Raw genomic sequence first — 4,936 nt, 5'->3', positions numbered from 1 at the left:
CTGATAACTGATAACTGATAACTGATAACTGATAACTGATAACTGATAACTGATAACTGATAACTGATAACTGATAACTGATAACTGATAACTGATAACTGATAACTGATAACTGATTTACAGTCGGCGTTCAAGGTTTAACATTTGTCGATAGGTAAGCCAACCACCTGCTACCATAGCTAGAGCAAAAAGACAGAGAAAGCGAAAATGAGAGCTAATATCTTGTAGATTTTCGCCCTTTGCCCAAACAGCAATTAAAGCTTCATTCATGTGGTAGATAGGGTTATATTTAGCCAGAGATAGAATATTGTCGGGGAATAAAGCAGTTGGGAGAAAAACGCCGCCTAAAATTAATAAAGGAACCCCAAAAGTTCCCACCAAAGCATTAACATCTTCTGTTCTTTTCGCCAGTTGAGTACCGAGGATAAATCCTAAACCCACATAGGCGGTGATACTAAGAAAAATAATTAATAATTCTAGAGGAATTGAGCCTTTAAAAGTGGCTCCATACTGTTTAGCAATAGAATAAACTAAAACTGTCTGACAGGCGGCAATCGCACAATGGGCGAGAAAAATGCCGATAAAATAGGAAACACCGCTTAAAGGCGATAAAAATAACCGTTTAATCGTTTGTTGTTCCCTTTCTGCTACTACCGTCGCCACGGTTCCCCCCAAACAACTAAAGAAAAGTGCCGCCCCGACGAGGGTGGGAGGAGTAGCCAGAGCCATCGCCTCGGCAAGCTCAATTTTGCCTTTTTCTGCCATAATATAGCCATTTAAGAGCAGGACAAGGATCGGGAAAATGCCCCAGAGGATTAAGCTACGCCCGCGCCGGATTAATTCCACTAAAATTCGTTGAGCGATCGCTAAAATTTCCTGCCAATATTTCATAGAATGTTAGTGTAATTGTTTCTCCCTGTAGAGAAATAAGTTTTTCTACTTTCGACTTAGGCTTATTGTAAGTGTTCCAGAGCTTGATCGGCGCGCAGTCTTACCACTATTTCCGCTTCTGTCTCCCGAATCTGTCCTAAAAGTTCCCGAATCGCCCTGCGAAATGCCGCCGCCGCAGTTCCTAACCCCTCCAATCCAACGATCGCCGCATATCTAACCACCCACTCTGGATCCCCTTGCGAAAGTTTCTCCAGTGCTGTAAAAACCGCGTTCTGAGCCTCAGAGACCCGACTTTCCTCCAAATCAGACCAAATTATATTTCCTAAGCCCCTAGCCGCCCCTCGCCGCACGCTAAAGGAAAAATCACTCACCGCCGCATCAAGCAATAAGTCCAATCCTCGCACATCGCCAATTCCCGCTAGGGCGCGGGTTGCCCAAGCTCTCGCCCCATAATTATAACCGTCTAGGTTGGCCAGTAAATAGGGAACCGCCGCTTTGCCGATGGCGATTAAACCATCCACGGCTGCCACGGAGGCACCGGGGTTATTATATCTCAGGACATCGGTGAGGGTGGGTATTGCCGCCTCACTTTTGGCGGCGGCTAAGTTTTCCACGGCGGTTAGTAACTCATTGGCTGAGTCGGCTTTTTCGACGGCAATAATTAAAGTCTCAACGGTGGGAAGCATTGGTTATCAGTAGAAGGGATGAGGGGTGTAGGGGTTAGGGAGTGGGAATTATGAATTATGAATTATAAATTATGAATTATGAATTAGGAAGTGGTAAGAATAAATAAAAATAATCTCCTGACGACTGATTCTTATGTCCTCACCCCACCAACAAACTTTTAAAGATAATTTTATCGCCAAACTTTTTTCTGTAAAATCTGACTAATTTCTTGGGGAAAAGGACAATCATCGGGAAAGTTAAAGGATCGATAATCGGGGTTATCTCGCAAGCTTTTTAAAGCCGTGGCATAGCAATCTAAAAACACTTGATCCCGGGAGGGTTTTAAACTAGGAGAATCGCTCAAAAATTCTTCTAGTTCCCGTTGACTGCGCCTAATAGTTTCTTGCCAACCTCGATAATCTTCAACGTAATCAGCATAGCAGAGTTTGAGGCAGTGTGTTGACTTCTGCCCAAACTTTCTATCGTTCCAGATCAGCAGCAGCGAGTCACCTCCGTTATTGTACCAAAGACTCCATACCGTCCGCTACACTAGGGGTGTCAAGCTGTTTACTAAGGCCGTAGGGAACTTAAAATCCCATTTTGGGATTATCCTAAAATAGGTTTATCTTGGAATTGCTAACTCCTGTGCTCATTAAAGCACGATGAAATCTATTTTTAGCCCAGAGTACCATGTCTTTCGTCGATGCCTGATCGCCGCTCGTAAGGATGCGAATTTAACTCAAGCAGCCCTCGCTAAAGCCATCAAAAAGCCGCAATCTTTCGTTGCCAAATACGAAAATGGTGAAAGAAGATTAGATGTCGTTGAGTTCCTTCTGGTTAGTCGTGTAATCGGTGTAGATCCTTGCGAAATTTTAAGGCAAGTTGAGCAAGCTTGTCAGTCCACATCTTGTGGGGAAGGGTTATGAATACAGAAGATGTTATTAGCCTTGCATCGCAAGATATAGATGATTTGTCTGGACATAGATTTGACCTATTAGACATTGCTAGACCAATATCGGTTGCTGCAGCAGTTAATTTAGCCAAAGTAATTTCAAAGCTATCACCACTATTGGGAAATCTGATTGAATTTAACACTGTTGAGTTTTTGAATAAGCAGGAAATATTTGCGCCGTTTGGTGAATGGAAAAGGCAAGATCCAGGATTTCCTGATACTGTCTTCATGGGTAGCATCCAGCCTACCCCAGGATTAGAAATAAAAGCATGGTTCCCATTAGCTACTGAAATAACAGCCCGTTTCAAAGATAGTCAAAATCATTTTCAGTTTGATCAAACCTACGTTTCCCTAATAGCTTGGCTGCCCGAAGCGGTAATTTACGGCAAACCCAAGATTCTAGATGTATGCGTTGTCTCTGGCTTTTCAGTGGCTAAAGCGAGAGATGATCATTATCATAATCCTCCTGATTACCTTGTTCTAGAGTAAGGATTCAGGTACAGGAAGAAGGAATCAGAGAAGGAGCAGCATCCAATCCCAAAGTCGCCTTCAACGCCTGACCAACAGCAATTCTCATTTTAAGGTTTGATGACATTAAAACCCTTGCACCTAGAGGGGTTAAAATTCTTTAACGAATCTCTAGATCGCTGAAGCAACGCAAAATCGTTTCAAAATGAGAATTGCTGTCCAGTTATAGATAGACCGAGCGCCGGTTTCTCGATATTGCCTATGTTGCCTAAAGGCTTCCGTGATTAAATCCAAAAAGACTTGGGCTAACTCCTTTTGCTGGGGAGTTTTCAGTTTTTCTACCTGCTTAAAATGCCGCAGTAAATGGGCTAGACATTTCTGCTGGGCGGCCGCCCCATAGCCAGCAATTCTCATTTTGAAATAAATAGAGCATTAACCCCGATTTTGGCATGGGCAATATAGTACAAAATAACTATTTTTCAGGAGAGGCGATCGCTATACTTTAGACGTTCATAATCTGAGATTTATTAAACTTCTGAAATCGTAGAGTGAGCAAGGAATCCAGTTCTTTTTTATGTTTCAGATGGGCATCATTCAGACATTCATAAATAGCTGAAGAAAAGTCAGAAAAGTTTTCATAATATTTACCATATAAACATTTCTTTTTGACCAATTTCCACAGCCTTTCAATTAAATTTAGATTAGGCGAATAAGACGGCAGATAGAGTAGCTCTATTGACAAAGAAAGAGCCAATTCTTCAACAATTTTACATTTCTGATAGCGGGCATTATCTAAGACTAGAGTGATGGGAATCATTAGTCCTAAAGCAGCTATTTTTTCAATAAGTTCACAGACTTGAGTTGCTGTAATATAAGTGTCATATGTTACCATAATAACTTCATGAGTTATTGCATTTAATGCTCCTAAAACATTGAAGCGTTTACGCCCGCTCGGTGACTTAACGAAAAGTCTCTCAAAACACCAATACCGAGAAAAGCTCCCATGACAAAGTGAGCGGCATCAACAAAAAAAACAGCCCTTTTTCCTTCTTTAGCCTCATTTAGTCTGGGTTCTAGCTTTTTTTCTTTGTAGTCTTCTTGTTCATCCCGGTCAGCTTTAGAAGGAAGAGAACCTACTTTTAAACATTTCATTCCCATGGATTTTAAAAATTTTCTCACTTGGGTGGGACTTCGTTTTATTCCCGTCAATTCTTCTATCCTATATACAGCTTCATTTATTGTGGCTGGTGGATTTTTCTCGAAGTATTTTTTGAGCGTTTCTCTTTGAGATTCTAATTCACTTTTAGGGCGATAGAAGTTGATTTCTTTTAATTTTTCTATTCCGCCTTCTTGATAATCTCGAAGATAAGTTAATAAGGTATTTGGCGAGATTCCTGCTAACTGACAAATTTTTTGGTGCGGTATCTTTTGGCTCTTTAACCAGAGAACTTCCATCTTCAGTTGAACCCGGGGATGGGGATGATGAAATCTTTCATAATACAGTGAGTTCTTTTCTTCTTCCGTGAATTCTAGGTTAATCATGTTTTTAATGAGTGCTTTGCTTCTAATTATGACTCTTAAACTATATTATTGTCCTTGGGAAAATATTTTATCTTTAGGAGAACAACAACGTCTAGCCTTTGCGCGACTGTTCGTTAATCAGCCAGATTTTGTGATTTTAGATGAAGCCACCAGTGCTTTAGATTTAAAAAATGAAGATCATTTATAGCGTTTCCTGTTCGCAAGAGGTACATTGTCGATGGTGAAAAGCTTCATCAGCAAAGGTTTGAGTGTGCCACACAGGTGTGAGAAACGCTATATATAAACAGTTACAACAAACTGGAAAGACCTTTATTAGTGTCGGACATCGAGAAAGTTTGTTTAACTACCATCAAAAGGTTTTGGAACTTTCCGAGGATTCTACTTGGCGATTAATGAGAATGGAAGACTATCATCCAT

Annotated in this window: 5 protein-coding genes and 3 pseudogenes; 3 read left to right on the top strand and 5 right to left on the bottom strand. The window is 40.9% G+C overall.

What is annotated here, in order from left to right; translation table 11 throughout:
* Positions 1-117: 117 nt before the first annotated feature.
* From IM322_RS19300 to IM322_RS19290, 3 genes and pseudogenes are all read right to left on the bottom strand, one after another.
* Positions 118-891: an ABC transporter permease gene (locus IM322_RS19300; RefSeq protein WP_002761938.1), complete on the bottom strand. Its 774-nt coding sequence runs from the start codon at positions 889-891 to the stop codon at positions 118-120.
* Positions 892-953: 62 nt separating this feature from the next.
* A complete protein-coding gene (gene cpcF, locus IM322_RS19295; RefSeq protein ID WP_287674870.1) occupies positions 954-1,577 on the bottom strand; it encodes a C-phycocyanin alpha-cysteine-84 phycocyanobilin lyase subunit CpcF in 624 nt (207 codons plus the stop codon).
* A gap of 170 nt (positions 1,578-1,747) precedes the next feature.
* Positions 1,748-2,011, bottom strand: a pseudogene (locus IM322_RS19290) (DUF29 family protein); the annotation flags it as partial.
* A gap of 208 nt (positions 2,012-2,219) precedes the next feature.
* Here IM322_RS19290 and IM322_RS19285 point away from each other — a divergent pair.
* Together IM322_RS19285 and IM322_RS19280 are read left to right on the top strand one after the other, a co-directional pair.
* Entirely contained in the window at positions 2,220-2,483 is a 264-nt protein-coding gene (locus IM322_RS19285) for a helix-turn-helix domain-containing protein (RefSeq protein ID WP_002768755.1), read from the top strand.
* Positions 2,480-2,998 carry a hypothetical protein gene (locus IM322_RS19280; protein ID WP_287674868.1) on the top strand — a complete coding sequence of 173 codons (519 nt, stop codon included), beginning with the start codon at positions 2,480-2,482 and terminating at the stop codon, positions 2,996-2,998. The genes IM322_RS19285 and IM322_RS19280 overlap by 4 nt, the downstream gene beginning before the upstream one ends.
* A 150-nt stretch (positions 2,999-3,148) precedes the next feature.
* Here the strand turns inward: IM322_RS19280 and IM322_RS23790 are convergent, their stop codons facing one another.
* Entirely contained in the window at positions 3,149-3,391 is a 243-nt protein-coding gene (locus IM322_RS23790; protein WP_502863463.1) for an IS66 family transposase, read from the bottom strand.
* Between the two features lie 88 nt (positions 3,392-3,479).
* Positions 3,480-4,519, bottom strand: a pseudogene (locus tag IM322_RS19270) (IS630 family transposase).
* A 52-nt stretch (positions 4,520-4,571) separates the two neighbouring features.
* On the opposite strand from IM322_RS19270, the pseudogene IM322_RS19265 reads away from it, so the two are divergent.
* Positions 4,572-4,936: pseudogene (locus IM322_RS19265) on the top strand (ATP-binding cassette domain-containing protein); the annotation flags it as partial.

Source organism: Microcystis sp. M109S1 (assembly GCF_020247025.1).
Lineage (GTDB): Bacteria > Cyanobacteriota > Cyanobacteriia > Cyanobacteriales > Microcystaceae > Microcystis.
The sequence above is the reverse complement of the archived record's forward strand: the minus strand, read 5'-3'. Positions and strand labels throughout refer to the sequence as shown.